We start from the raw sequence: 24,098 nt of genomic DNA on the forward strand, positions 1-24,098 counted from the left end.
CTCATACGGCGGGCCGTTCGGCGCCGACCTTGATGTCGGAGTTGTGGAACACGAACTCCTCGACATCGACCCCGCGGACCTCGGCGACCGCTTCCACCAGGATCTGCGCCACCAGGATCTCGATGACGGCGCGCTGCGCGGCCGGCATCCGGGGCACCCGCACCGGGTGCAGCAGCGGGCCCCCCTCGACCGGTTCGCCGGTCACCAGGATCACCGGGTGCCCGGCCGCGGACAGCGTGCCGGCCACCGCGTGCTCGCGGGCGTCGCCGAAGATGACATGCACGCCGCCGCCGGCCGACTCCATCGCCCCGTGCAGGTACTGGCGGGTGCTCATGCCGGTCGACGGGATCCGGGCGACCTCACGGAAGAGCAGCGCGCCCGCCTCGGCGGAGCCCACCGCGGGCCCGGCGCCGACGAAGTCGGCCGAGCCGGCGGTGGCGAACAGCGGCGCCAACGCCCGCACCTGCTCGGTCAGTTCCTTCTCCGCGGTGGCGAAGGCGGCGCCGAGGCCGGCCCATCCGCCGTCCACCGTGCCGCCGTCCCAGGCGTCGGCGAGCATGCCGAGGGCGGCCACGGTCGCGGTGTAGCCGATGGTCGAGGCGTAGCTGTCCGGGATGCTGCCGAGGTCCAGCAGTCCGGTGACCGACGCCGCGATCGGCGAGGGGACCATGTTGACCACCGCGTGCCGCAGCGCCGGCTCCACGGACTCCAGCACGGCCAGCGTCTCGGCGCTCCGGCCGCTCTGCGAGACACCGAAGACCGGATGGCGGCTGGCCGGGTACGGCAGCGGGTGGTCGCCCGCGCCGAGCCGCCAGGAGTGGACCCCCCGGCTGCGCAGCGACCACACCGGGGCGCAGGCCGCGGCCAGGCTCGCGCCGATGCCGACGAAGACCGGACCGGGCCCGCTGAGCCGGCCGGCCGCGGCCAGCGACCCCACCGATCCGCTCAGCCGGCCGATCGCGGCCTCCAGTTGCTCGGCCTGCGTGCTGCGGGCCGCCGCGTAGGACAGGTAGCCCTCGCTCATGTCTGCTCCGTTCCGTCGTAGGTCCGTGCGGTCGGATCCCACTGCGGCGGGATCGGGGGGACGGACGGCGCGCTGCTCTCCACCCGTACCGTCGCTCCGAGGTCGATGGACTCCTCGACACTGAGCATGATGTCGAGGACGTGATAGGCCAACTCGCCACTGGCTCGCGGCTGTCGGCCGGACCGGATGGCGCGGGCCAGCTCCAGCACGCCGACCCCGCGCCCGCTCGGCGTGCCCTCGGCGGGCACCGTGCGCCACGGTGTGTCCGGCGCGGTGCCGGTCAGCAGCCGGGTGGGGCCGTCGAATCCGCTCACCGGCACCTCCAGCACGCCGTCGGCGCCGCTGACCTCGAACAGCTGCCGGCGCACCGCGGAGTCGAAGCTGTAGACGGAGGTGCCGACGACCCCGGAGGCGAACTGCGTCACCACGCTGACGTGGGTGGGCACGTCGACCGGGAAGTCGGTGCCGGCGTCCGGTCCGGAGCCGATGGTCCGCCGGGCCCGCGGGATCTGGCCGCGGGCGGTCACCTCGGTGACCGGGCCCAGCATCTGCACCAGGGTGGTCAGGTAGTAGGGGCCGATGTCGAACAGCGGCCCTGCCCCCTTGGCGAACAGGAACTGCGGTCGCGGGTGCCACACATCGGGTCCCGGACCCTGCATGAGGGTCAGCACGGTCCTGGGCCGGCCGACCGCGCCGTCGGCCAGCAGCCGGTGGGCGGTCTGGATCCCCGGGCCGAGCACGGTGTCGGGGGCGTTGCCGACCACGACTCCGGCGGCGTCGGCCGCGTCGAGGACCGCGCGGGCGCTGGAGCGGTCCAGCGCGAGCGGCTTCTCGCCCCAGACGTGCTTGCCGGCCTCGATCGCGGCCAGTGCGACCTCGGCGTGCGCGGCGGGCACGGTCAGATTGACCACCAGGTCGACGTCCTCGCGCGCCAGCACCTCGGCGGTGGTCCCCCAGCCCCGGATGCCGTAGGCCTCGGCCTGCGCGCGGGCTCGCTCGGGGACGAGGTCGGCGACCGCGGTGACGGCCAGGTCGGGGTAGGCGGTGAGGGCCTTGAGGTACTGGTCGGAGATGTCGCCGGCGCCCACGACCGCGACCCGGGTGGGGGCGCTCACGCGTTCACCCGCTTCAGGAAGTAGGCGGCGTTGCGTTCCACGAGCGGCCATACGTCGCTGTGGTGGGCCACGACCTCGACCACCGGCAGTTCCACGGTGGCGGCGGTCAGCGCGAGCACCTCGGCCATCCGGCCGGCGGTGTCGACGCCGAGCACCGGGCGGTCGTTGCCCGGCTCCCGCTCGTGCACGACGTGCAGCAGCCGTACCCGCTCGCCGAGCCGGGGGAGCAGCTCGAACACGTCGGCGCCGCCGACTCCCGCCCAGTAGACGTCGAGTTCCAGGACGACCGCCGGATCGAGCAGGTCCACCAGCAGCTCGTAGGCCGGGACGCCCTCGACGGTCTGCGCGAACTCGAAGTCGTGGTTGTGGTAGCCGATCCGGATGCCGCGTTCGGCGGCCGGTCCCGCGGCGCTGTTGAGTGTCTCGGCCAGCCGCTCCACGCCGGACCGGTCGGTGATGCTCGCCGGGTCGACATAGGGCGTGATCACGGTTTCGACGCCGAGCGACTCGGCGGCGTCCAGGACCGCGGTCACCTCGTGCCGGACCACCGACGCGTGGGCGGTGCTCGCCCGCAGGCCGGCGCCGCGCAGCGCGGCGCCGAGACCGTCGGGGTCGGTGAGGATGTCGTACGGCTCGGCGTGGGTGAAGCCGAGGGCCGCCAGCCGGGCGAGTGTGCCGCCGAGGGCCGCGGGCGCTATGTCGTCGCGCACGCTGTAGAGCTGGATGCCCAGCGGGTGTCCGGTCGTCATGCGCCGGCCTTTCCGTGGTCGTGGTGGTGCCGGTCCCCGCTGTGGTCTCCGCTGTGGTCCCCGTCGTGATGCCCGCCGTGGTCCCCGTCGTGATGTCCGGCGGGATGGCAGTGGTCACCGGTGGAGGGCGGGATGTCCAGCGTCGGATTGCGGTCGAAGAAGCCGTAGGGCTTGAGGGCGAAGCCCGCCGAGTCGACCGGCATCACCGGCCAGTCCTCGGGCCGCGGGAAGTGGGTGAGCCCGAAGGTGTGCCACAGCACGATGTCGGTGTCGTCCACCCCGCGGTCGGCGGCGGTCCACTCGGGCAGTCCGGCGCCGCCGTTGTGCATGTTGACCAGGTCGCCCGCCGGGTAGTTCTCGTCCGGGTGGTAGGGGGTGACCCACAGGTGGCGGGTGGCGTACGTGGCCCGGCGGTGGATGTCGGAGTCCTGGTCGGCCAGCAGCACCGGCTTGCCCTCCGGGTGGAGCATGTAGCCCACCGGATTGCCCAGGCGGTTGCTGACCGAGGGGTTGACGACCAGCCAGGACCGGTTGCGGGTGTTGTCGGCCAACCGCTGGGCGCCGGACTCGGTACGCAGCCGGGTGGCGGTCTGGGTGAATCCGGTGCCGGTGGGGTTGCGCGGTCCGCGCGGTACGGCCGCGGACTCCACCTCGTCCACCGCGTTGCCGGTGCCGTCGACCGCCATGTCCAGCCGGGCGCTGAACAGGTGCTGGTGGTAGGGGGCGCCGAGGCCGGGCGCGAGTTCGGAGGCGAACTCGTAGCCGGGCCCGGGATAGGCCGAGGTGAAGACGACCCCGGTCGCCTTGACCTCCAGCTCGATGGCGCCGTCGAGCGAGAAGTACCAGTAGAAGCCGTAGTCGTAGTTGCCGACGGTGACGAAGAAGGAGACGACCAGCCGCCGGTTGCGGCGCGACTGCGAGGAGCCGTTCCAGTTGTCGTAGTGCTTCCAGAGGATGCCGGTGTCCTCCTCGTGGATGCAGATCGCCTGCGGTATGACGCGCACGTCGCCCGCGCTGTCGGCGAGCACCGCGTCGAGGTAGGTGATGTCGCCGAGGCAGTCGCAGCCCAGTTCCAGGGAGTTGGCGAAGCCGCCGAGCAGGTATTCACCGCAGTCGAAGAAGTTCTGGAACCAGCGCTGCGGGCTGGGATCGCCGTAGGGGACCATCATCTCGGCGATGGAGGCGCGGTAGAGCACCGGGCGCCGCCGGCCGGCGTCCTCGATGCCGACGTTGTGCAGCACCAGGCCTTCGCGCTGGTCGAAGCCGACCTGCAGCGACCAGCCGAGCCAGCTGATGACGCCGTCCTCGTCGATGGTGAAGCTGGGCCCCTCCGGCTGGGTGATCTCGATGGGCTTGAGGCCCTGCCGGGTCGGGCCGACCCAGGCGGGGTCGTGGAAGTTGCCGTCCTCGTCGGGCACCGGCAGGTCCGCGTAGTCGATGACGTCGAGGACTTCGCGGGTCACCACGTCCACCATGACGGTCACGCCGTCCACCGGGTGCGCCCAGCCGAGGTCGTCCGGGGTCTTCTGCACGAAGGTGAAGCAGCGCTGCAAGCGCCGGCCGGACTCGCCCTCGCCGGGCACACCGGCCGACAGCGGGTTGACACGCAGCTGGCTGAGGTCGGTCAGCCCGCGCTTGCGCATGGCCGCCAGCCAGCGCTCGTCGCGGTGCACGATCTCCTCGACCAGCGGGAACTCGGCGAGCACCACCGGGACATGGCCGTCGGTGGCGACATCCAGCGCGCGCGCCGAGACGAGGCGGTCCTCGCCGGGGCAGACCACCGCGTCGTGCGAAAGGCCGGTGCGCAGGTCGATCAGCATGACGCGGAAGCGGCGCGGCGCGACCGCGCCGGCCAGGAGTTCGCGCTTGTCCTGCTCGGCCAGGCCGAAGTAGGAGACATGGGTGTCGGGACCGAGCAGGCCTTCCCGCTTCAGGAGGGCCTTGCACGCGGTGATCTCGTCGGGACGCGGCGAGGCGAGGGCGGCGGCCAGGGCCGGCGAGCCGTAGGCGCCGCCGTGGCCGGAGTCGCGGATTGCTGTGGTCATCGGGGCTCCGCTTCTGCGAAGGGGTGCGGGGACGCGCGGGGGTACGGACTCATGCGCCCGCGCTCCGCATGAAGGACGTGCGCAGGCGGTAGCGGTCGCCCGCGTAGCGGATCGCCGAGGAGAGCAGCGGTCGCTGGCTGCGGTCGCGGACGATCTGCCGCATTTCGAGGACGGGGGTGCCGGCCGCGATGGCGAGGTGGCCGGCGAGCGCCGCGTCGGCGGGGCGCGCCTCGATGGTGGTCTCGGCCTGGGCGAGTTCGAGGCCGAGGTCGGACATGGTGTCGTACAGCGAACGGGTGGTGAAGTCGACCGCGTCGAAGCCGACGGCGATGTCGGCCGGGACGAGGTTGCGGTCCACGGCGATCGGGACCCCGTCGAGCATGCGGACCCGCTCCAGCCGGTAGAGGCCGGTGCCCGGCGCGATCTGGAACGCCTCGGCCTCGTCGAAGGTGGCCGGGCCGGACTCGCGGCGCAGGATCCGCGAGGTGGCCACCAGACCCATCCGCCGGGCCGTCTCGGAGAACGACTCCAGCGTGTTGGGCCACTCCTTGCGCTCGGGGGCCGCGACGTACCAGCCGCGGCCCTGCGCGGCGCGCAGCACCCCCTCGTCCACCAGCGTGGTCAGCGCCTTGCGCAAGGTGACCCGGGAGATGCCGAGCAGCTGGCACAGCTCCCGCTCGGGCGGCAGCCGGGAGCCCGGCTTCACCTCGCCGAGGGCGATCCGGGTCTCCAGCGCGGCCTTGGCCTGCATCCACAGCGGTTCCGGATAGGCGCCGGTCAGGCCGGGCGGCGAGGGGGCGACGCCGGGGCGGCCGGCGCTGATGTGATCCGTGCTCATGCCGGGACCTGGACCCTTTCCCAGGTACGGGAGCGCATCGAGGCGTAGCAGGCGTCCAGTACGTGGTTGACGACCACGCCGTCCTCGAAGGTCTCGCGCGGGGTCTCACCGCGGGCGAAGCAGTCCACGAAGTGCCGCATCTGCTGGCTGAACCCGTAGGCGCGGGCCTCTTCCGGCACCGGGTACACCCAGCCGGTCTCGGCGTCGGCCTTCTCCACCAGATAGCCGGCCGGGTGCTCGATGAAGCCCCAGACCGGTGTCGCGGAGGTGTCGGTGACCAGGCGGCCGGCGCTGCCCACGAGTTCGTGGCGCAGTTGCATGCCGCCCTTCTCGATCCAGGACGACTCGACGGTGGCGAGCTGGCCGCCGGCGAACCTCAGCAGGGCGATCGCGGTGTCCTCGCCGGTGGTCCGGTCGCCGTGGGCGAGGGTGGCGCCCCAGGCGAAGACCTCGGCGATCGGGTTGTCCTTGCCGAAGAAGTGGCGGGCGGACTCCACGGTGTGGCAGCCCATGTCGAGCAGCGCGCCGCCGCCGGCCGTCTCCGCGTCCCAGAAGTGCGGGGCGTGCGGCCCGGAGTGGGCCTCGCGCGCCCGCATGGTGAGCAGGTCGCCGATCGCCCCGGCGCTGACCATCTCGTGCGCCTTGGCGATGTTGGGCGAGAACACCGAGCTCTCGGCGTAGCCGTGCCAGACGCCGGCCTCCCGGACCACGCGCAGGATCTGCTCCGCCTCGGCGCCGGTACGGGCCAGCGGCTTGGTGCACACCACGCCCTTGCCGGCCGCCGCGACGACGCGGACCGCCTCCAGATGCGCCTCGTTGGGGACCGCGACGACCACCAGGTCGACGGCCGGGTCGGCGCACAGCGCCGCCATGTCGTCGTAGGCGCGGGCGTCCGGGGCCCACTTGGCGGCCAGTGCCCCGGCGCGCCCGAGGTCGCGTGAACAGGCGGCGACCAGCGTCGCGTTCCGTACGTCCTGGAGCGCGTCCGCGTAGGTGTCGCCGATGAAGCCCGAGCCTATGAGACCGACGCCGATCACGCGTTCCTCTTCTCTCGTCCTGCTGCGGCCGGTGCCGGGCGATGCCCGGTCCGGACTCTCATGATAGCAAAGTGGTGTTGTAGTGGTATTGCATAGGTACGCTTATAAAGACCACATGGCATGGCGCTGTCCGCCGTCCCGGCCGGCCCGCATCAGCCCGCCAGCAGCGCGTCGAACGCGCGGGACAGATCGTGGTCGACCGACTGGAGCTCCGGATGGGCGTCGTAGTGGGCCAGCGCCTCGCGGGCCCCCTCGGCGAAGGACACCTCGGGCGCGAAACCCGGTACCAGCCTGCGCAGTTTGGCGGTGTCGAACAGCATCGAGTGCCGGAAGTCGTGCTCCAGCACCTCGTTCCAGCCGGGTACGTGCTCCGCGATCGACTCGCTGGAGCGGTGCCGCAGCAGGGGAGCGCGCACCCCGGCCGCGGCGGCCAGTGCCAGATGGATCTGGTCCCAGGTGAGGATGTCGTCGCTGAGCACGTTGACGCTCTCGCCCAGCGCGTGGTTCAGACCGAGCAGCGGGACGAAGGCGCGCGCGAAGTCCCGCGAGTGCGTCAGGGACCACAGCGAGGTGCCGTCGCCGTGCACCACCACCGGCCGCCCGGCGCGCATCCGCTCGATCGCGGTCCACCCGGCGAGCACCGGGATCACCGTCCGGTCGTACACATGGGCCGGCCGCACGATCGTCAGCGGGAAGTCGCCGGAGCGGTAGGCGTCCTCCAGCAGCAGCTCGCAGGCGATCTTGTCGCGCGGATAGCCGAAGACGGGCTGGCGGCGCGGACTGGACTCGGTGACGGGCAACTGCGCCACCGGCCGGGCGAAGACCGAGCAGGTACTGATGAAGACGTACTGCCCGGCCCGGCCGGAGAACAGCTCCGGATGGCCGCGCAGGTCGTCGGGGGTGAAGCCGACCCAGTTGACGACCGCGTCGAACTCCTCGGCGCCGAGCGCCGCCTTGAGCGCCGCCGGGTCGCGGACATCGGCGCGCAGCGGCCGTACGCCCTCGGCCAGCGGCCTGCCGGGCTCGGAGCGCGTCACCACGGTGACATCCGCGCCCCTGGCCGCGGCCTCGGCGGCCGCCGCCGAACCGATCATCCCGGCACCGCCGAGAAACAGCACCCTCATGTCCGCTCCTCGATCGGTGCCGGGACGTGCGCGCCGCGGGACAGCCCGCGGCCGACCAGGTGGTCGTACGAGCGCCGCAGCGCCTCGAAGGTGTCGATGTGCAGCCGCTCCAGCTCCACCACGTGCCAGCGCAGGCCGGACGGCGTGCTCAGGGTGCGGGCCCAGTCGATCCCGCCCTCCCCGATCGGCACCATCACGTCGTGCTCGTAGCTGACCGCGGGGCCGTCCTTGACGTGCACCAGGCGCACCCGGTCACCGAGCCGCGCCAGCACCTCGGCCGGGTCGGCGCCGCCCATCTGGGCCCAGTAGGCGTCGAGTTCGACCAGCACCCGGTCGTCGAGCAGTTCCAGCAGCAGGTCGTAGGCCTGCTGCCCGTCGAAGCGCCGCGAGAACTCGGCGTAGTGGTTGTGGTAGGCGATCCGCATGCCCCGGCCGGCCGCCCGCTCGGCGGCCTCGTTGACCCGCTCGACCCCGCGCCGGACCGCGTCCGGCGAGTCGAACTCCTCGCGCTCCATGCTCCACACCAGGATCCCGGCGCCCAGCTCCTCGTTCGCGTCGAGCAGCGCCTCGGCGTCCGGCCCGGCCGGGAACGGGGTGTGCGCGCTGGTCAGGGTGAGCCCGGCGGCGGCGATCGCGTCCCTGACACGGGCCGGCCCGAAGTGCTCCACCAGCCCGTAGGTCTCGATGCCCAGATAGCCCATGGCGGCCAGCCGGGCCAGCGTGCCCTCCAGATCGGCCCGCGCCTGGTCGAGCACGGTGTACATCATGACGCCGATACCGGCTGTCATGTCTCCTCCTCCGGCCGGCCCCGAAGGGCCGGCGCTCCTGGGATCAGTCACGGCCGGCCGCCCACAGCAGAGCCTGGCGGACCAGGGTGCGCACCGGCGGCTCGCCCCAGGACCGCATGTCGTGGCCGAGGGCCAGATAGACCACGCGGCCCGCGCCGAACTCCCGGGCGTACAGCACCGGGATGACCGCGCCGTCGGCCCGGTGCCGCTGGGCCAGGACCGTCACGTCCTGGTCGGCCAGCTCGAACTCGTAGTACTCGTCGAAGAGTTCGAAGTCGCTCACCCCGCTGGTGATCGGGTGGTCGGCGACGATCTCGATGGTGTGCCGCCCCTCGTGGTGGCCGGGGCCGTGCGAGAGGTAGCGGTTGCCGAGCAGTTCGAACAGCGGGCGGTCGGCCGGGTCGAGCCCGTCGCCCTGCCAGCCGAGGATGTTGGCGCCGTGCACCCCGACCAGCCCCTTGCCGGCCCGTACCGCGTCGGCCAGCGCCTGCTGCTGGTCCGTCGCGAAGTGCCCGCCCGCGGTGTAGAAGAGGTAGACGTCCGCCTCGGCCGTCTCCGGCCGTGGATCGACGAAGCGGCTGGTGCCCATCGCCTTACGGGTGGCGAACCCGGCCTCGACGCCCAGGTGCTGGAAGACTCCGGCAGCGCTGAGCAGATCGTGGTGGATGTCGTCGCCGTTCACGACGACCATGGCTCTCGGCGTCGAGAGGTATGGCATGGCTCTCCTCGCAGGATGGCGTGCAGCAGGGGCTGGATCGGGGGGCGCTCAGCGCCGGGGTGCTCAGACCGGCTTCAGCCGCAGGGCGACGACGGGGTTGGGCACCGGGGTGAAGTAGGGGTTCTGCGGCGTGGGGAAACCGGTGGCCTTCGCGGTGCTCCAGTTGCCGTAGCTGCCCCAGTAGAACATCGGGATCCACGGCAGGTTGTCGACGAAGATCTTCTCGATCTGGTTGAGGATCTGCTGCCGCTGGGCGTCCGTGGTCGCCTTCGGGTACTCCGTGAACAGCTGGGCGGCCTCGGCGTTCTGGAACCGCTCGATGTTCTGGTAGGTCGGCGTGGCCTTGCCGATCGGGTAGTACAGGTTGGGGTTGATCGTGTCGTTGTAGTACGAGAAGGCGCGCGGCGCGGAGTTGACCGGGTAGCCCATCGTCGAGTCGAAGTCGCCCTTGGCCGTCAGCGTGTTGATGTCGTTGACGGTCGTGGTGTTGATGGTGAGCTTGATGCCGATGTCCTTGAGCTGGGACACCAGCACCTGCACGCGCGAGGCGATGTCGGTGTACGCCGACGGGAAGCTGATCGAGAACTGGACCCGCTTTCCGCCCTTCTGGTAGTAGCCGTCGCCGCCCTTGGAGTAGCCGGCGTCCTCCAGGGTCTGCTTCGCCTTCGCCACGTCCTGGGTGAAGTTGACACCCTGGTACGCCGGGGCGATCGACGAGGTGTACGCCGGCATCGGCAGGCCGGTGACGCTGGTGGCCTCCGGGGAGTCGGTCGCCGCGCCGACCTGCTTGCGGTTCACCCCGTAGCTGATCGCCCGGCGCACCGCGATGTCGCTGAGCGGCCAGCGCTCCAGGTTGGGGATCAGGCCGTCGGTGCCGGCCAGCGGAGCCCAGTAGTTGTTGTTCTTGCTGCGGCTCAGATATGTCTTGTCGGCGTTGGCTATGTAGGTGCCGCCCCAGTCCGCCTGGCCCTGGACGAGCGCGTTGGTCATGCTCTCGTTGTCCTTGTAGGCGACGAAGCGGATCGCCTTGATCTGCGCCTTCGGCTGCCAGTAGTCCTCGTTGCGGACCAGCAGGAAACTCTGCGCGGAGAACTGGTCGAGCTTGAACGGACCGGTGCCGACCGGGTCGGAGTCGGTGTACTTGATCGGGTCCTTGACCTTGGACCAGAGGTGCTCGGACACGATCGCGGAGGAGACGATGTTGGTGAAGAACTGCTCGGAGGGCGCGGCGAAGCTGAAGACCACCTGGGCGGGGGTGGGCGCGCTGACGGTGCTGAAGTCGATGCCCAGCAGGTTCAGGGCCGGGTTCTTCTTCAGCAGGTTGTAGGTGAAGACCACGTCACTGGCCGAGAACGGCGTGCCGTCGGTCCACTTCACCCCGGTCTGCAGGTCCAGGGTCAACGTCTTGTTGCCGTTGCTCCAGCGCCAGGCCCTGGCCAGCCAGGGCAGGTCGTGACCGATGTTCACGGTGTTGATCTGGACCAGGGGCTCGTAGATGAAGTTGCCCTGCCCCGGTGAGGCGTAGGTCAGACCCTGCGCGGTGTTCGGGAGGAAGGGGTTGAAGCTCTTGGCCAGGTTGTCCGACTGACCGGCGACCGTGAGGGTCGCCGCGCCGCCGGCCGAGCCGCCCGAGGACGGGCCGCAGCCGTACAGGGCGAGGGTGCCGGCGCCCGCGAGGGCGCTTGCCAGGACGCCGCGTCTGGTCATGCCTGACGCGATCGGCGACTTCGAAGTTGTCACGTGCGTCTGCTCCTTGGAAGTAAGGACAGCGGGGGCGAGAAGGAGGGGGTCGGGGGCCGCCGGAAGGCTTCCGGGAGGCCGGGATCAGGACGCGGGGGCGGTCAGGCCCGCGACGGCCTCGGCGTTGTCCGCCCGCTTGGCGCGGGCCTCCGGGTCGTCGGCGTAGAGCCAGCACCGGGCGGTGTGGCCGGGGGAGATCTCGAACGGTTCCGGTGCGTCGGTGGCGCACCGCTCCATGGCGAACGGGCAGCGCGGATGGAAGCGGCAGCCGCTCGGCGGGTCGATGAGGCTGGGCGGCTGCCCGATGTCCCGCACCCGGTCGGCGCCGGCCCGGGACGGGTCGGGCGCGGAGGCGATCAGCAGCTGGGTGTACGGGTGGGCGGCCTGCTGGGTCACCGCCTCCGACGGACCCTTCTCCACCACCTGCCCGGCGTACATCACCGCGGTGTCGGCCGCGAAGTACCGGGCGGAGGCGATGTCGTGGGTGACGTAGAGCATGGCCGCGTTGCGGTCCTCGGTGAGGTGGCGCAGCAGGTTGAGGATGCCCAGCCGGATGGAGACGTCCAGGCTGGAGACCGGCTCGTCGGCGAGGAACACCTCGGGGTCGGCGGCCAGCGCGCGGGCGATGGACAGCCGCTGCAACTGCCCGCCGGACAGCTCGTGCGGGAACTTCTCGGTGAACTGCCGCGGCGGCACGAGATTGATCTGCGTCAGCAGGTCGTCGATCACCGCGGCCCGCTCCTTGGCGCTCTTGCCCGGGTGGTGCAGGGCGACCGCCCGCCGCAGGGTGCCTGCGATGGACGCCACCGGGTTGAAGGACGAGAAGGGGTCCTGGAGGATCAGCTGGACGGTGCGGACATGCTCGCGGAACGCCTTGCCGCGCAGCGCCTGCACCGGTTTGCCGTGCAGCCGTATCTCACCGCCGGTGAGCGGATAGAGCTGGGCGAGCAGCCGGGCCAGCGTCGACTTGCCGGAGCCGGACTCGCCGACCAGCGCGGTGATCCGGCCCGCGTACAGGTCGAGCGAGACGTCCTCCACCGCGTGCACCACCTTCTTGGTGGCGCCGCGCCGGGGCAGACCGCCGCGTACCGCGAAGTGCTTGGTCACGTGCACGGCCTGGAGTACCGGTTCGTCCCCGGCCGCCGTACCGCCCGTCGTCTCGTCGCTCATCGGGTCTCACCTGTCGCCAGTTCGTCGGTGCTGTTGTCGGCGCCGCCGTCCGCGCCGCCGCCGGCCGCCACGCCGGCCTTCTCGTGCAGCAGGCAGGCCGCCTGCGACAGGCCGCCGCCGGGACCCTGGATCTGGAACAGGGGCGGCACCTTGGTCGCGCACGCGTCGAAGGCGAGCGGGCAGCGCGGCCGGAAGGAGCAGCCGCTGGGCAGCTTGCGCAGGTCGGGCGGCGAGCCGACGATGCCGGTCAGTTCCCGCTTGGGTCCGCCCAGGGTGGGGAACGACGCCAGCAGGCCCCGGCTGTAGGGGTGCTGCGGCCTGCGGTAGAAGTCGTCGGCCGACCCCTGCTCCACGATCTTGCCGCCGTACATCACCGCGATGGTGTCCGACAGCTCGATCAGCAGCGACAGGTCGTGGGTGATGAAGACCACCGAGAAGCCCAGCCGGTCCTTCAGCTCCATGATCTTCTCGATGATCTGGCGCTGGATGACCACGTCGAGCGCGGTGGTCGGCTCGTCCATCACGATGATCTCGGGGTCCAGGGCCAGGCCGACCGCGATCATCGCGCGCTGCCGCATACCGCCGGACAGCTCGTGCGGGTAGGAGTTGGCCCGGTCGGACGGGATGCCGACGATGCCGAGGAGTTCGATCACCCGGGCGGCCCGCTGCTGGCCGTTCATCTCCGGCCGGTGCGCGACGATGACGTCCTCGATCTGGGCGCCGATCCGCAGGATCGGGTTGAGCGCGTGCATCGCCGACTGGAAGACGATGGACAGCTCCTCCCAGCGGAAGGCGCGCAGTTCGTGCTCGTCCAGGGAGAGCACGTCCACGACGCTGCCGTCCGGCCGGGTGTAGAGCACCTGGCCCTGGGAGATCTCGGCCGGCGGCTTGTGCAGCCGGGTGATGGCGTACGCCAGGGTGGACTTGCCCGAGCCGGACTCGCCGGCGATACCGAGCACCTCACCGCGCCGCAGGGTGAAGGACACGTCGCTGACCGCCGGGGTGCTCCCGCCGGCGCCGACGTAGTCCACCTTGAGGTTGCGCACGTCCAGGATCACGTCGGTGCTGCCCTGGGTGAAGGGCGCGCTCGCCGGGCGCTCGACCACCGGGCCGCGCTTCTTCGGCGCCCGCTTGCGGCGGCGCGCGGAGATCTGGCCGCGCTGGGCCTTCTTGGTGCCGATGCCGGCCTGCCGCAGCCGGGGGTTGATGAACTCGTCGATGCCGAAGTTGACCAGCGACAGCGCGGTGCCCAGCACGGCGATCGCCAGACCGGCCGGCACGAACCACCACCAGGCCCCGGTCAGCAGGGCGCTGCCGGTCTGCGCCCAGTACAGGATCGTCCCCCACGACCACTGGGTGACGTCGGCCAGGCCGAGGAAGGCCAGGCTGGCCTGGGTGAGGATGGCGAAGATGACGGTGCCGAGGAAGGAGGCGGCGATCACCGCGACCTGGTTGGGCAGGATGTCCTTGAGGATGATCCGCCAGGTCGTCTCGCCGGTGGCCCGCGCCGCTTCGACGAAGTCCCGCTTGCGCAGCGACAGCGTCTGCGCCCGCAGCACCCGGGCGCCCCACGCCCAGCCGGTGACGGTGATGACGAGGATGATGCCCAGGGAGCCGCTGTGCGGCAGGTACGCGGCCAGGATGATGGTCAGCGGCAGGCTGGGCAGTACCAGGAAGACGTTGGCCAGCAGTGACAGCAGCTCGTCGCCGATCCCGCCGAGGTAGCCGGCCGTCACGCCGACCAGGACCGACAGCGCGGTGGTCAGTACGGCCGCGCCGATGCCGACCAGCATCGAGGCCCGGGCTCCGTAGAGCATCTGCGACAGGATGTCCTGCCCGTTCTGCGTGGTGCCCAGCCAGTGCGCGCCGGACGGCGCGGCAAGCGCGGTGTCGCTGACGGTCGAGGGGTCGTAGGGCGAGATCCAGGGGGCGATGACGGCCAGCACGATGAAGATGAGCGTGATCACCAGACCGGTGAGGGTCAGCGGCGAGCGCAGCAGGCGCAGCCAGAGGCGGGCGGGCCCCTCGGAGGTCTCCGGGACGGTGTCCGGCTCGGCGAGGGCGGCGGGTTGCAGGGCCATGGATCAGCTCTCCCTTGTCCTCGGGTCGAGGAACACGTACGCGATGTCCGCGATCAGGTTGGCGATGAGCACCAGAACGGTGATGAGCAGGAAGATCGCCGACATCAGCGGGTAGTCGGCGGCCTGGGCGGCCTTGAACAGGACCGAGCCGATGCCGGGGTAGTTGAAGACCACCTCGGTGACGATGGAGCCGCCGACCACGAATCCCAGCGACATCGCGAAGCCCGACAGGGAGGGCAGCATCGCGTTGCGGGCGGCGTAGGTGTACATCACCCGGCGCTTGGAAAGGCCCTTGGCCTCGGCGAGCCGGACGTAGTCCTCGCTGAGCGTGGTGACCATCATGTTGCGCATGCCGATCAGCCAGCCGCCGATGGAGGCGACGGTGATGGTGGCGGCCGGCAGGATCGCGTAGTTGATCGCGCTGCCGATGAAGCCGCTGTTCAGCCCGATGGTCTGGTCGACGGCGTAACCGCCGGACAGCGGGAACCACTTCAGGGTGATCGCGAAGACGTAGACGATGATGATCGCGAACCAGAAGTACGGGATGGACGACAGGAAGGTGGTGATCGGCACCAGCGAGGAGTCCAGCCAGGAGCCGCGCTTCCAGCCGGCCAGCATGCCCAGCGAGGTGCCGATCACGAAGCCCAGCACGGTGCAGATGGTGACCAGGATCAGCGTCCAGTACATGCTCTGCCCGAGGACGGTGCTGACCTTCGACGGGTAGTACGCGTAGGAGATGCCGAAGTTGCCGGTGAACACGCTGTGCCAGTAACTGACGTACTGCTGCCAGAGGTTCTGGTTCGACTGGCCGAACAGCACCCGCAGCGCGTGCACCGCCGACGGGCTGAGCTTCCCGTGGAACTGGTTGATCAGGTTGTCGGCGGGGTTGCCCGGCATGATCCTCGGGATGAGGAAGTTGAGGCTGATCGCCGCCCATGCGGTGAGCAGGTAGAAGGCGATCTTCCGGAGGAGTGTGCGCACGGGTCAGTCCCCTTCGCGATCGGGTCGACAGGCCCAGCGGGCCGCGCGCCGCACCAGCAGGCGCACGGCGGGCTCCCCCCAGATCCGCAGGTCGTGGCCCAACTGGATGTAGCAGACCCGGCCGTCCCCGTACTGGCGCACATGCACCAGCGGTTCGGCGCCGGCGTCGGTCTCACGCCAGGCGATGACGCGCACGTCGGCCGCCGTCGCGAGCCGGTAGTGCTCGTGGGTCACCTCGAAGGGCGCGATGCCCGCCGTCACCTCGTGGCCGGGGTCCAGACGGACCCCGAAGCGGCTTTCGTGCGGCAGCGGTCCGTGCGACACATAGCGGCTGCCGATCAGCTCGGCGAGCAGCCGGTCGGCCTCGTCCAGCTGGTCGGGCGGTGAGGCCAGCACCGTGGTGGAGTGCAGGGCGACCAGGCCGCAGCCGCCGTGGACCGCCCGCGCCAGCCCCTCGCGCTGCTCGGCGGTGAACCGGCCCAGCGCGGTGTAGAGGACGATCACATCCGCGTCGGCCGCGCCGTCCAGCGGAGCGGTGCCCAGGCTGGTGCGGGTCGCGAAGCCCTCGTCGGTCAGCGCGGTCTGCAGCACCGAGGCGGCGGTGAACAGGTCCTCGTAGATGTCGTCGCCGCTGATCACGGCGAGCGCGGTGGACCTGCCGGCGGTGGTGCGGGTGGAGAGGGGTGGGGCATCGGGGACATGGCGGGGCTGGGATATCCGCATGCGGCGGCTCGATTCAGTAGGTGGAGCGCTGTTCACCGGTAGGGCTCCAGAAGCCCTCCGCTCGCCCGCTGATCAGGGCGTTGTCCAGCCGGTCCAGGGGCAGCGGCACCCGCCGCCGGGACCGGCTGCTCTCATAGGTGGCGAAGACGAGTTCGGCGCCGCGCAGTCCGTGCTCCGCGTGCAGGGCCGGCCGCCGGCCGGTCCGCAGCGAGTCGACGAGGTCGCGGATCGCCTCGGCGGTGCCGGCCGTGATCGCCGGGTCCACACCGCGGTCCCAGCGGCGGGTGTCGGTGTCGAACGGCGACACCCGCACCAGGTCCTCCTTGCCGAAGCGCCGCAGCAGGCCGCGGGCGCCGCGCAGATCGGCCCGTCCCCGGGTGCCCTGGACGATCAGTCCGAGGTCGTTCTCCAGGTTGAGCACGGAGGTGTGCGGTTCGCGTCCGGTGGAGACGACCGCCCGCACCCCGTCCGCCCAGCCGAACTGGGTCAGTGAGGCGGTTTCGGTGAACACGCCGTAGACATAGCGGTCGACGGACGCGTCGATCTGGCCCAGGACCCACGCGGGAGCGGCGTCCAGCCGGTGGAAGAGGATGAGGTCGAGGATGTGGGTGCCCCAGTCGAAAAGATTGGGGCAGTAGCCCTCGATGGTCACCACATCGCCGATCTCGCCCTGGGCTATCCACTCCCTGGCCTGGCGCTGCACGGGGTCGAAGCGGCGCTGCAGGTTGAAGGTGAGCTGGACCCCGGCGTCGGCGGCGGTGGCCGCCATCTCCAGGGCCTCGCCGTAGCTGAGCGCTATCGGCTTCTCGCAGTGGATCGCGCGGGCGCCGGCGGCCACGGCCGCCTTCACCACCTCGGGGTGGAACGCGGGCGGGGTGCAGACGCTGACGATGTCCGGCCGGGACGCCGCGAGCAGTTCGCGGTAGTCCTGGTGGACCGCGGGCACGTTCAGCTCCCCGGCCAGGCTCTCGGCGGACGCCAGGTCCAGGTCCGCGAGCCCCGTCAGCTCCACTCCGGGAGCGGCCAGATAGCCGAGACCGTGCACCCGGCCCTGCGAACCCGCTCCGACGACCACCGCCGAGAGCTTCTCACCGGCCGTTTCCAACGCGTTGTCCATGGCTCTCCGCACCTCCCCAGGGTCGATCTGATGGTGTGCCAAATGCATACCACTTGCCGACATCTTAATACGAACGGCGATCCTGTCTAGAGGTGGAGCGGTAGATAACGCGGCGGAAATTCGCCCTTCTATCAGGTACTTCTCCTGCAAAAAGGGACATTGTGGACGAGCTGTTCCAGCCATCACGCTGTCTTTTTCTTGTCGCACCACTGCTTACCACTTAGAACCAGATGACTACACTGACCGGCACCACTCAGACAGGAGACCCGTATGAAGATCAGTCAGCTTGTCGGCCCCCGGACCTCCGAAGTCGTGACCGCGCCCGACCCGGTCCCCGGCGACGGGCAGGTACTGGTGGAGGTGCTGGCGTGCGGGGTGTGCACCTCGGACATCGGCCCCTGGCTCACCCACGACCCGGCCGCGCCCCCGCTGCGGCTGGGCCACGAGATGGTCGGCCGGGTGGCCGCGACCGGGCGCGACGCGGGGCGCTGGCAGCCGGGCGACCTGGTGACCGGTCTGGGGGGCGACGGCTTCGCGACCCTCGCGGTGATGGACGCGGGCGCGATCCTGCCGGTGCCGGCCGGGATAGAGCCCGCGCACGCCATTGGCGAGCCGGTCGCCGACCTGGAGGAGGCCCTGTCCCGTACCGGCATCCGGGCGGGCGACCGGGTGGCCGTGGTGGGCCTCGGCTTCATGGGGCTCGGCCTGGTCCAGCTCGCCAAGCGGCACGCGCCCGGCCTGCTCGTCGGTGTCGACCCCGACCCGGCCCGCCGGCAGCGGGCCCTGGCGCTCGGCGCCGACCTGGTGTTCGCCCCCGACGAGCTGCCCGAGGAATACCGCGCCGAGACCACCCGGGCCGGTGAGGCCCGGCTGGCCATCGTGCTGGAGGCGACCGGGACGACCGGCGGCCTCAAGACGGCCGGCAGCCTGGTGCGCCCGTTCGGCACCCTGTGCGTCGTCGGCTACCACCACACCGGCGACGCGATGATGGACATGGACCTCTGGTACAAGGCCGTCACCGTCGTCAACGGCTTCTGCCCGGACCGCACCCGCCTGCTCGCCGCCATGCGCGACGCCCTCGGCCTGATCGCCGAGCGGCGCTTCAGCTACGCCCCGCTGATCACCCACCGCTTCGGGCTGGACGGCGTGGACGAGGCCTTCCGCACCATGGAGGAGGGCGGCCCCGACTTCGTCAAGGGGGTGCTGCTGCTCTGAGCCGGGCGGCCCGGCTCAGTCGTGCGACCGCGAGAAGGACGTACGCAGCCGGTAGCGGTCGCCCGCGTAGCGGATCGTCGAGACGAAGAGCGGTTCCTGCTGCGCGCTCAGAGCGAGCTGCCGCATGACGAGCACCGGGTCGCCGAGCGCCAGATCGAGGTGCTCGGCCGCCCGCTCGTCGGCCTTGGTGGCCTCGATGGTGCTGTCCGCCCGGACCGGTTCGACCCCGGCCGCGGCGAGCAAGGAGTACAGCGACCGGCTGCGGAAGTCGATCCGCTCGATCTCCGGTACGAGGGCCGCCCGCAGCCGGGTCAGGTCGAGCGCTATCGGCACGCCCTCCAGCAACCGCACCCGCTCCAGCCGGAACAGCGCGGTCCCCGGGGCGATGCCCAGCTGCTCGGCCTCGTCGATGGTGGCCGGCGTCGCCTCGGCCCGCAGCACCTTGGAGTGCGGCTCCAGTCCCATCCTGGCCGCCGTCTCGCTGAACGACTCCAGGCTGTTGGGCCACTCCTTCTTCTGCGCGACCTGGGCGACGTACCAGCCGCGCCCGTGCGAAGGGCTCAGCACACCCGCCTCGACCAGGCTGCCCAGCGCCTTGCGCAGCGTCACCCGGCTGATGCCCAACTGCTGGCACAGCTCACGCTCGGGGGGCAGCCGGCCGCCCGGCCGGAGCACTCCCCGGTCGATCTCACCGCGGATCACGTTGACAGCCTGGATCCACAACGGCTCCGGGTACCCCGGCAGTACGGTGCCCGAGACCTCGGGAGAGTCGTTCATACGGTGTGAGGCCCCCTGGTGATCCGCTCCGTCGAACAGCGCGGATCACCTTAGCCCGCCCCGCCGCCCGCTGGCCACCATCCGCCGCGCGGGGAGCCCGCGCCCGGCGGGGAGGCCGCCGAAGGACTCCCGTCACGCGGTCCTGACGCTGTGTCGGCGGGCGGATGCCGGTCGCGCGTGAGAGGTTGGCCCTCTGCCGCCGGTCCGGGACGGAGGAGGGTGAACGGGATGAGCGCGCGTGGTGCGGACAGGGCGGACACGGTCCCCGGACGGGCGTCCCGGGCGTCGCGGAAATCGCGGCCGCCATCGGCCCGTTCATCGACGGTGCCCCGGTGAACGAGCCGGAGGACGTCCTGCTCGGCCACCGCCCCGGAGCCTTCGAGCCGGTCGGCGCGGCGGTGGCGGTGCTCGACGCCGACGGGACGGTGGCGGGCTGGACCGGCGACGCGCGGCGGCTGCTCGGCTACTCGGCGGCGGAGATGGTGGGCCGGCCGGCGGCGGCCCTGCTGGAAGCCCCGGACGACGACATGAGCGCGGCGCTCACCGCCGCCGAGCGGGCCCGCGCCGAGGGCGGCTGGTCGGGCCGGGTGAGGGTCCGTCACCGCGACGGCCATGTGCTCGGCCTCCACCTACGGGTCTCCCCGCTGGCCGCGGACGACGGCGAGGATGGGCAGGAGGAGAGCGCCGGCGCCCTCGGAGCAGGCTGGATCGTGGCTGCGGCCGACCGGGACCAGGTCGGCCGGTCGGTGTGGAACGCGGCGGCGTCGCAGTCGCTGCTGGTCCGTTCCCCGCTCGTGGTCATCATCTGGGACCCGCGGCTGCGCTACATCTGGGTCAACGACGCCACGGTCGAGGAGAACCGGATCCCCCGCGAACGCTGGCTGCGCCGCCGGATCGAGGACGTGCTGCCCGGCGTCCTGGACACCCCGCCCTTCGAAGCGGTGATACGGCAGGTCCTCGACAGCGGCGTCCCGGCCCTCGGCTACGAGTTCTCCCGCCGGACCCCGGGGGACAGCCCGCACCGCAAGCACACCTACTCCATCTCCTTCTACCGCCTCGACGGCGCGGACGGCGCCCCGCTGGGGGTCATCGGACTGCGGGCGGACGTCACGGCGAACCGCCGGGCCCGGGCCCGCCTGGACCTGCTCAGCGAGGCCAGTACCCGGATCGGCACCACCCTGGACGTGATGCGCACCGCGCAGGAACTGGCCGACTACGCCGTCCCGCTGCTGGCCGACTTCGTCACCGTCGACCTGGCGGAGTCCGTACCGCTCGGCGAGGAGCCGCTGGCCCGGCTCGACGACCGGCCGGGCCTCACCGCCGTCTTCCGGCGCGGCGGCGTCGCGACCGTCGAACAGGGACCGGTGGCGCTGTGGGGGCGGGGCGAGGCGATCTACGTGGCGCCGTCCTCGCCCTTCGTGCAGGTGGTCAGGACGGGCAGGTCCATCCTGCAACCCGTCATGGACGTCGCCCCCGGCGGCTGGGTGGACGAGGACCCGGAGCGGGCCCGGGTCATCCGCGAGACCGGCATGCACTCCCTGATGATCACGCCGATCCGGGCGCGCGGCGAGATCCTCGGCTGCGCGGTCTTCGTGCGCAGCCGGAACCCGGCCCCCTTCGAGGAGGACGACCTGCTGCTGGCGGAGGAACTCGTCGTCCGGGCCGCGCTCAGCCTGGACAACGCCCGCCGCTACGCCCGCGAGCGCACCGCCGCGCTGGCCCTCCAGCGCAATCTGCTCCCGCACGGGCTGGACGGCGGGAGCACCCTGCAGGTCGCGTCCCGCTATCTGCCCGCGGACGTCGCCGACGGCGTGGGCGGCGACTGGTACGACGTGATCAAGCTCAGCGGCGCCCGGACCGCCCTGGTCGTCGGCGACGTGGTCGGGCACGGCATCAACGCCGCGGCGAGCATGGGCAGGCTGCGCACCGCCGTCCGCACCCTGGCGGACATGGACCTGCCGCCCGACGAACTCCTGGCGGCCCTGGACCGCACGGTGGCGCACCTGGACGAGGAGGACTCCGACTCCGGCGGCCTGCCGGTCGCCATGGGAGCCACCTGCCTCTACGCCGTCCACGACCCCATCACCCGGCGTCTCACCGTGGCCAGGGCCGGCCACCCCCCGCTGCTGCTCCTGCGGCCCGGCTCCGGAGCGAGCGTCCCGTACGTCCCCGCGGGCGCCCCGCTCGGCCTGGGGCTGCTGCTCTTCGAGTCCGCGGAGTTCGACCTGCCGCCGGGATGCTCGATCGCCCTGTACACCGACGGACTCGTCGAGACCCGCGACCACGACATCGATTACGGGATCGAGCGGCTGGCCGCCGCCCTCACACCTCCGGAGGCCGCACTCGAGGATCTGTGCTCCGGCGTGTTCGACGCCATCGAGACCGGCACGCTGTCCGACGACGCCACCCTGCTCATGGCCCGGCCGCATTTTCTGGACGCCGCCGACGTCGCCTCCTGGGAACTGCCGGACGACCCGGCCGGCGTCGCCGGCGCGCGTTCGCTGGCCGCCCGCCAGCTGGCGGTGTGGGGGCTGCCGGAACTCACCGCGACCACCGAGCTGATCGTCGGCGAACTCGTCACCAACGCCGTCCTGCACGGCGCCGCTCCCATCCACCTGCGGCTGATCCGGCACGAGGTACTGGTCTGCGAGGTCTCCGACAGCGAGCCCGCCCAGCCCCGGCCGCGCCGCGCCACCGGCGAGGACGAGAGCGGCCGCGGTCTGCTCCTGGTCGCGCGGTCGTGCCTGCGGTGGGGCACCCGCCGCACACCCGGCGGCAAGACCGTCTGGGCCGAAGTGGCGCTGGCGCCCGGCGACTGAGGCGGGCGGGCTCCGCGCCGCCGCGTCCGCTAGTCGGTGACGTCGTACGACTCCCGCCAGCGCTTTTCCAGGAGCGGCACCACCTGTCCGAGCAGCAGTTCCTGGAAGTGCGGGGTCCGCTCGTGCGCCGCGGCCGCGTCCCGCGACGCGTAGCGCTCCAGGATGACGAAGGCGCGGTCGTCCTCCAGCCGGCGGTAGACGTCGAAGGACACGTTCCCCGGCTCCTCGCGGGTGGCCGCGGCGAGCCGCGCGTAGAGACCGAGGACTTCGTCCGGATCCCGGTCCCCGGCCACGCGGTGATGGGCGATCACCTGGAACTGCGCCATGGTCGTACCTTCTCTGTCGTCCCTGTACGGAGGCGGGCTGCTTCCCCTCCCGCGCCCATCATCACCTGCGCCGCCGGGAGCCGCGCGATCAGCCCCAGGGGGACGACCGGGCCGCCCCGTACCGCCCGGGGCCGGGGTTCACAGCGCCGCCAGCGCCGGCAGCAGATCCGCCGCCGCGGCCACGTCCGCGGTCAGGGGGCGGTCCTCGGCCAGCGGGGACAGGCCCGCGTCGAGGACTGCGAAGACCGGGGCGGCCGGGGGAGGGACCGGGTGCTGGCGCAACGCGCCCACCGCCGCGACGAGTTCGCAGGCCAGGACCAGCCGGTAGGCGTCCACCGCGCGCAGGGCCTGGCGCACGCCCTGGGAGGCGAAGCTGGCGGCCTCCTCCATGCCGCGGGACAGCACGGTGTGGCCGGTGGAGGCCGGCATCGCGCAGGACCGGACCTCGGCGAGCGCGGAGTTGGCGCTGTACTCCAGGATCATCATGCCGGAGCTGCCCGCCGGGCCCTGCGCCAGGAAGGGGCGGAGCCCGGTGACCTCCGGGTCCGCGAAGGCGGACAGCCGCGCCGCCGAGAGCTGGCCGGTCTGGAGCAGCGCCAGGCACAGCTGGTCCAGCGCCAGGCCCAGCGGAGCGGCGTAGAAACCGCCGTGGTGATAAGCGGCTGGGGCGCCGTCCGGACCGTCGTCGCTGATCAGCGGATTCTCCGACGGGCAGTTGATCTCGACGGCGACCATCCGGCGCAGCGCGGCGGCCGCCTCCAGCGCCGGGCCGTGCGCCTGCGGGAAGGCACGGAAGCCGAACGGGTCCTGTATCCGGCGCCCGGTGGCGCGCGGGCGCTCCGGAGCGCCGAGGAGCCGGCGCACCTCGGCCGCCGCGTGCACCACGCCGGGATACGGCCGCAGCGCGTGCACCGGCGCCGCGTACGCCTCCAGGGACCCGGACACTGCGGCCAGCGACAGGGCCGCCACCGCGTGCGAGGCGCGCAGCAGGACGTCCACGTCGTGGCAGACCAGCGCCGCCTGGCCGAGGATGAGGGCGTTGCTGCTCATCAGGGCGAGCGCGTCGCCGTGCGCGAGCACGACGGGCGCGGGTACGGCGAAGGTCGCGTCCGTCTCCTGCGGGGCCGGGCCCGTCGCGGGGCGCGGGGCCGCGTCGTCGGACAGCCAGGGCCGCTCCCCTATGACGGTGAGACCGGCCTGGGCCAGCGCGGTCAGGTCTCCGGTGCCGACCGCGCCGTACTCGTTGACCGCCGGGTGGACGCCGAGCCGCAGCGCCTCCACCAGGGCCTGCGCGACGGCGGGCTGGAGGCCGGAGCCGCCGGCCAGCACCTGATTGGCCCGCACCGCCAGCATGGCGCGGATCTGGCGGACCGGCAGCAGGGCGCCGACGCCGCCCGCGTGGCTGCGCAGCAGCCGCAGGTCCTGGCCGGCCTGGTCCTCATGGCTGAGGAAGACCATGCGGTTGGCGCCGACGCCGGTGTCGCGTCCGTACATCCGTCCCGCCGCCGCCAGCCGGCGCGCGGTGTGCCAGGAGCGCTCCGCCCGGGCCGCCGCCTCGGCCGGCACGGTGGGCTCGGCCAGCCGGTCGGCGAGCCGGGCCACCGCGTCGGCGTCGAGCGCGGCGCCGTCCAGCACCACGAAGGCCCCCTCCGCCGAGGGTGCCTTCGTGGGGTGCCGCGGGATCTCGGACGCCGTTCCCATCACACTGATC

At 72.0% G+C, this 24,098-nt stretch carries 20 protein-coding genes and 1 pseudogene; 2 read left to right on the forward strand and 19 right to left on the reverse strand.

Going from position 1 to position 24,098, the window contains the following annotated elements; all coding sequences use genetic code 11:
• Position 1: 1 nt before the first annotated feature.
• The 16 genes and pseudogenes from ACFO3J_RS09340 to ACFO3J_RS09415 form a co-directional block, all read right to left on the reverse strand.
• Positions 2 to 1,024, reverse strand: a complete 1,023-nt coding sequence (locus ACFO3J_RS09340; RefSeq protein WP_386427990.1) for an SIS domain-containing protein — start codon at positions 1,022 to 1,024, stop codon at positions 2 to 4.
• Entirely contained in the window at positions 1,021 to 2,139 is a 1,119-nt protein-coding gene (locus tag ACFO3J_RS09345; protein ID WP_386427991.1) for a Gfo/Idh/MocA family protein, read from the reverse strand. Before ACFO3J_RS09345 ends, ACFO3J_RS09340 begins: the two co-directional genes overlap by 4 nt.
• A complete protein-coding gene (locus ACFO3J_RS09350; protein WP_386427992.1) occupies positions 2,136 to 2,888 on the reverse strand; it encodes a sugar phosphate isomerase/epimerase family protein in 753 nt (250 codons plus the stop codon). Before ACFO3J_RS09350 ends, ACFO3J_RS09345 begins: the two co-directional genes overlap by 4 nt.
• Positions 2,885 to 4,933, reverse strand: coding sequence for a primary-amine oxidase (locus ACFO3J_RS09355; RefSeq protein ID WP_386427994.1), 2,049 nt, complete (start codon positions 4,931 to 4,933; stop codon positions 2,885 to 2,887). The genes ACFO3J_RS09350 and ACFO3J_RS09355 overlap by 4 nt, the downstream gene beginning before the upstream one ends.
• A 49-nt stretch (positions 4,934 to 4,982) precedes the next feature.
• On the reverse strand, positions 4,983 to 5,771 hold the full coding sequence (locus ACFO3J_RS09360) for a GntR family transcriptional regulator (RefSeq protein ID WP_386427996.1): 789 nt from the start codon (positions 5,769 to 5,771) through the stop codon (positions 4,983 to 4,985).
• Positions 5,768 to 6,808, reverse strand: coding sequence for a Gfo/Idh/MocA family protein (locus ACFO3J_RS09365; RefSeq protein ID WP_386427998.1), 1,041 nt, complete (start codon positions 6,806 to 6,808; stop codon positions 5,768 to 5,770). The genes ACFO3J_RS09360 and ACFO3J_RS09365 overlap by 4 nt, the downstream gene beginning before the upstream one ends.
• A gap of 152 nt (positions 6,809 to 6,960) precedes the next feature.
• A complete protein-coding gene (locus ACFO3J_RS09370) occupies positions 6,961 to 7,932 on the reverse strand; it encodes an NAD-dependent epimerase/dehydratase family protein (protein WP_386428000.1) in 972 nt (323 codons plus the stop codon).
• Entirely contained in the window at positions 7,929 to 8,720 is a 792-nt protein-coding gene (locus ACFO3J_RS09375) for a sugar phosphate isomerase/epimerase family protein (RefSeq protein ID WP_386428002.1), read from the reverse strand. The genes ACFO3J_RS09370 and ACFO3J_RS09375 overlap by 4 nt, the downstream gene beginning before the upstream one ends.
• Before the next feature lie 43 nt (positions 8,721 to 8,763).
• Positions 8,764 to 9,438, reverse strand: coding sequence for a ThuA domain-containing protein (locus tag ACFO3J_RS09380; RefSeq protein WP_386428004.1), 675 nt, complete (start codon positions 9,436 to 9,438; stop codon positions 8,764 to 8,766).
• Between the two features lie 63 nt (positions 9,439 to 9,501).
• The gene (locus ACFO3J_RS09385; RefSeq protein WP_386428005.1) at positions 9,502 to 11,178 is read right to left on the reverse strand and encodes an ABC transporter substrate-binding protein; all 1,677 of its coding nucleotides are present in this window, start codon (positions 11,176 to 11,178) and stop codon (positions 9,502 to 9,504) included.
• Between the two features lie 84 nt (positions 11,179 to 11,262).
• Positions 11,263 to 12,348 carry an ABC transporter ATP-binding protein gene (locus ACFO3J_RS09390; RefSeq protein ID WP_386428007.1) on the reverse strand — a complete coding sequence of 362 codons (1,086 nt, stop codon included), beginning with the start codon at positions 12,346 to 12,348 and terminating at the stop codon, positions 11,263 to 11,265.
• Positions 12,345 to 13,454: an ABC transporter ATP-binding protein gene (locus ACFO3J_RS09395; RefSeq protein WP_386428296.1), complete on the reverse strand. Its 1,110-nt coding sequence runs from the start codon at positions 13,452 to 13,454 to the stop codon at positions 12,345 to 12,347. The genes ACFO3J_RS09390 and ACFO3J_RS09395 overlap by 4 nt, the downstream gene beginning before the upstream one ends.
• 144 nt (positions 13,455 to 13,598) lie before the next feature.
• Positions 13,599 to 14,429, reverse strand: a pseudogene (locus ACFO3J_RS09400) (ABC transporter permease); the annotation flags it as partial.
• A gap of 3 nt (positions 14,430 to 14,432) precedes the next feature.
• A complete protein-coding gene (locus ACFO3J_RS09405) occupies positions 14,433 to 15,410 on the reverse strand; it encodes an ABC transporter permease (protein ID WP_386428009.1) in 978 nt (325 codons plus the stop codon).
• 3 nt (positions 15,411 to 15,413) lie between these two features.
• Positions 15,414 to 16,133 carry a ThuA domain-containing protein gene (locus tag ACFO3J_RS09410; RefSeq protein WP_386428010.1) on the reverse strand — a complete coding sequence of 240 codons (720 nt, stop codon included), beginning with the start codon at positions 16,131 to 16,133 and terminating at the stop codon, positions 15,414 to 15,416.
• A 13-nt stretch (positions 16,134 to 16,146) separates the two neighbouring features.
• A complete protein-coding gene (locus tag ACFO3J_RS09415; protein ID WP_386428012.1) occupies positions 16,147 to 17,250 on the reverse strand; it encodes a Gfo/Idh/MocA family protein in 1,104 nt (367 codons plus the stop codon).
• Between the two features lie 270 nt (positions 17,251 to 17,520).
• On the opposite strand from ACFO3J_RS09415, the gene ACFO3J_RS09420 reads away from it, so the two are divergent.
• Positions 17,521 to 18,465, forward strand: a complete 945-nt coding sequence (locus tag ACFO3J_RS09420; protein ID WP_386428014.1) for a zinc-dependent alcohol dehydrogenase — start codon at positions 17,521 to 17,523, stop codon at positions 18,463 to 18,465.
• A gap of 15 nt (positions 18,466 to 18,480) precedes the next feature.
• On the opposite strand, the gene ACFO3J_RS09425 is transcribed toward ACFO3J_RS09420, so the two are convergent.
• Positions 18,481 to 19,242, reverse strand: coding sequence for a GntR family transcriptional regulator (locus ACFO3J_RS09425; RefSeq protein WP_386428016.1), 762 nt, complete (start codon positions 19,240 to 19,242; stop codon positions 18,481 to 18,483).
• 332 nt (positions 19,243 to 19,574) lie between these two features.
• Here ACFO3J_RS09425 and ACFO3J_RS09430 point away from each other — a divergent pair, with 332 nt between their 5' ends.
• Complete coding sequence (locus ACFO3J_RS09430) at positions 19,575 to 22,061, forward strand: SpoIIE family protein phosphatase (RefSeq protein ID WP_386428018.1); 2,487 nt, start codon at positions 19,575 to 19,577, stop codon at positions 22,059 to 22,061.
• Positions 22,062 to 22,090: 29 nt separating this feature from the next.
• Here the strand turns inward: ACFO3J_RS09430 and ACFO3J_RS09435 are convergent, their stop codons facing one another.
• Both ACFO3J_RS09435 and ACFO3J_RS09440 read right to left on the reverse strand, forming a co-directional pair.
• Positions 22,091 to 22,387, reverse strand: coding sequence for a putative quinol monooxygenase (locus tag ACFO3J_RS09435; protein ID WP_386428020.1), 297 nt, complete (start codon positions 22,385 to 22,387; stop codon positions 22,091 to 22,093).
• 138 nt (positions 22,388 to 22,525) lie between these two features.
• Positions 22,526 to 24,088, reverse strand: coding sequence for an aromatic amino acid lyase (locus tag ACFO3J_RS09440; protein ID WP_386428021.1), 1,563 nt, complete (start codon positions 24,086 to 24,088; stop codon positions 22,526 to 22,528).
• Positions 24,089 to 24,098 lie beyond the last annotated feature (10 nt).

The sequence above is a fragment of the Streptomyces polygonati genome (assembly GCF_042650325.1).
Taxonomy (GTDB): Bacteria; Actinomycetota; Actinomycetes; order Streptomycetales; family Streptomycetaceae; genus Actinacidiphila; species Actinacidiphila polygonati.

Bases quoted from the DNA above. Each gene is read 5' to 3' on its own strand.
- ACFO3J_RS09420 (WP_386428014.1), top strand. From the start codon at position 17,521: ATGAAGATCAGTCAGCTTGTCGGCCCCCGGACCTCCGAAGTCGTGACC.
- ACFO3J_RS09390 (WP_386428007.1), bottom strand. From the start codon at position 12,348: ATGAGCGACGAGACGACGGGCGGTACGGCGGCCGGGGACGAACCGGTA.
- ACFO3J_RS09380 (WP_386428004.1), bottom strand. From the start codon at position 9,438: ATGCCATACCTCTCGACGCCGAGAGCCATGGTCGTCGTGAACGGCGAC.
- ACFO3J_RS09360 (WP_386427996.1), bottom strand. From the start codon at position 5,771: ATGAGCACGGATCACATCAGCGCCGGCCGCCCCGGCGTCGCCCCCTCG.
- ACFO3J_RS09375 (WP_386428002.1), bottom strand. From the start codon at position 8,720: ATGACAGCCGGTATCGGCGTCATGATGTACACCGTGCTCGACCAGGCG.
- ACFO3J_RS09435 (WP_386428020.1), bottom strand. From the start codon at position 22,387: ATGGCGCAGTTCCAGGTGATCGCCCATCACCGCGTGGCCGGGGACCGG.
- ACFO3J_RS09350 (WP_386427992.1), bottom strand. From the start codon at position 2,888: ATGACGACCGGACACCCGCTGGGCATCCAGCTCTACAGCGTGCGCGAC.
- ACFO3J_RS09440 (WP_386428021.1), bottom strand. From the start codon at position 24,088: ATGGGAACGGCGTCCGAGATCCCGCGGCACCCCACGAAGGCACCCTCG.
- ACFO3J_RS09415 (WP_386428012.1), bottom strand. From the start codon at position 17,250: ATGGACAACGCGTTGGAAACGGCCGGTGAGAAGCTCTCGGCGGTGGTC.
- ACFO3J_RS09370 (WP_386428000.1), bottom strand. From the start codon at position 7,932: ATGAGGGTGCTGTTTCTCGGCGGTGCCGGGATGATCGGTTCGGCGGCG.
- ACFO3J_RS09340 (WP_386427990.1), bottom strand. From the start codon at position 1,024: ATGAGCGAGGGCTACCTGTCCTACGCGGCGGCCCGCAGCACGCAGGCC.
- ACFO3J_RS09355 (WP_386427994.1), bottom strand. From the start codon at position 4,933: ATGACCACAGCAATCCGCGACTCCGGCCACGGCGGCGCCTACGGCTCG.
- ACFO3J_RS09410 (WP_386428010.1), bottom strand. From the start codon at position 16,133: ATGCGGATATCCCAGCCCCGCCATGTCCCCGATGCCCCACCCCTCTCC.
- ACFO3J_RS09425 (WP_386428016.1), bottom strand. From the start codon at position 19,242: ATGAACGACTCTCCCGAGGTCTCGGGCACCGTACTGCCGGGGTACCCG.